The 1,520-nt window shown below is 71.5% G+C and carries 2 protein-coding genes; both read right to left on the bottom strand.

Translation table 11 applies throughout. The features are described 5' to 3' along the window. Positions 1-339, bottom strand: a 339-nt coding sequence (locus CFP66_RS46825) for a hydantoinase B/oxoprolinase family protein (protein WP_143517643.1), incomplete at its 3' end; no start/stop codon positions are given. Continuing rightward, on the bottom strand, positions 336-1,520 hold a 1,185-nt coding region (locus CFP66_RS46820), incomplete at its 5' end, for a hydantoinase B/oxoprolinase family protein (RefSeq protein ID WP_143517642.1). The genes CFP66_RS46820 and CFP66_RS46825, both read right to left, overlap by 4 nt.

Here is a 1,520-nt window from a genome sequence, read left to right as displayed (position 1 = left end):
CGGCAGGAACACCGGCGCGAACAACGTCGCGTCGTAGGCGTGCGCCGCGTTCCAGTACGGGTAGTTCAGAAGGACCACGTCACCGGCGTGCAGGTTCTCGGCGCCGACGTACTCCACGCCCTTGCGCAGGGAGTGGTCGTTGGCGCCGAGGAACCGGGTGAGACCGGGCGCCTCGGCCACCAGCCGCTGCTGCTCGTCGTAGATCGAGATCCCGAAGTCGAGCACCTCGTAGATCACCGGGTTGAACGCCGTTCGGATCAGCGTCGTGCGCATCTCCTCCGCCGCCGCCAGCAGGTACGAGCGCACCACCTCGACCGTCGCCCCGTCGGGGTCGGTCATCCCGGCTCCTGCACGCCGTGGACCTCGCGGGCGACGGCGGCCGAGACGTAACCCTCGGCGACGTCGCGGCGGACCGCGTCAGGGTCGCGGTCGCGGGGATCGCCGTGCCCGCCCCCGCCTGCCGAACGGACCAGGACGCGGTCGCCGGGCTCCACCGCCACCCGCTTGGTGCTCACCCGCTGCTCGCGCTCGGTTCCGGGGAAGAGCACGACCTGGTTGGGCTCCGGCTCGTGCCCGCCGGCGAGCGCCCACGGCCTGCTGCGCGTCTTCTTGATCACCGAGAGGAACTCGCCGGGCGAGACGAAGCGGATGACGCGGTCGATGCCGGCCCCGCCGCGGAAGCGACCGGCACCGCCGGAGTCGGTGCGGATCTCCATCTGCTCGAACCGCATCCCGCTGCGCGCCTCCAGCACCTCCAGCGGTGTGTTGCGGACGGTGGACTCGGAGATGTGGATGGTCGCGTCGAGCCCGTCGTGGTCGGGCGATGCGCCCCACCCGACGGGGTCGTTGTTGGAGATCGCGAAGAACTCCCCGGTGTCGGGGTGCGCGCCCACCATCATGAAGCCGGGCACGTCGCCACCCGAGGAGGCCGCCAGCAGGTCGGGCATGCCCTGCGCCAGCGCCTTGTAGATGAGCTCCAGCGCCACGATCCCGGTCCAGAGCGTGAAGGTGGGCGCCGGGTACACGGCGTGGAAGAGCGTGCCCGGCTCGGCGAGCACCCGCAGCGGGGCGGTCGTGCCCTCGTTGCCGGGCTGGTCGCGGGAGGTGAGGTTCTTGAGCACCACCTTCCCGAGCGCGATGGTCGCGCCGAACGGCATGTTCACCGGGCCGCGCGCGGCGGGGGCGTCGAAGGCGACCACGAACTCGCCGTCGCGGTTGGTGACGGTGACCCGCATGGGGATCGGCTCGTCGGTGATCCCGTCGTCGTCGAGCAGGTCCTCGGCGGTCCAGGTGCCCTGCGGCAGCGCGAGCAGCGCCTCGCGGGTGTGGGCCTCGCTCTGCGCGCGCACGACCGCGACCGCCGCGTCCACGGTGGGCTTGCCGAACTTCTGCACGATCTCGACGAGCCGGCGTTCGCCGGTGCGCAGGCACGACACCTGCGCGTGCAGATCACCCAGCACCAACTCCGGCATCCGCGAGTTGAACCGGATCAACTCGTGGATCGCGTGCACCGGCTCACC

Origin of the sequence: Pseudonocardia sp. MH-G8 (assembly GCF_002262885.1) — a bacterium.
In the GTDB taxonomy this organism is placed as follows: Bacteria; Actinomycetota; Actinomycetes; order Mycobacteriales; family Pseudonocardiaceae; genus Pseudonocardia.
Note: the sequence above shows the minus strand (reverse complement) of the source record. Positions and strands in the feature narration are given on the sequence as shown.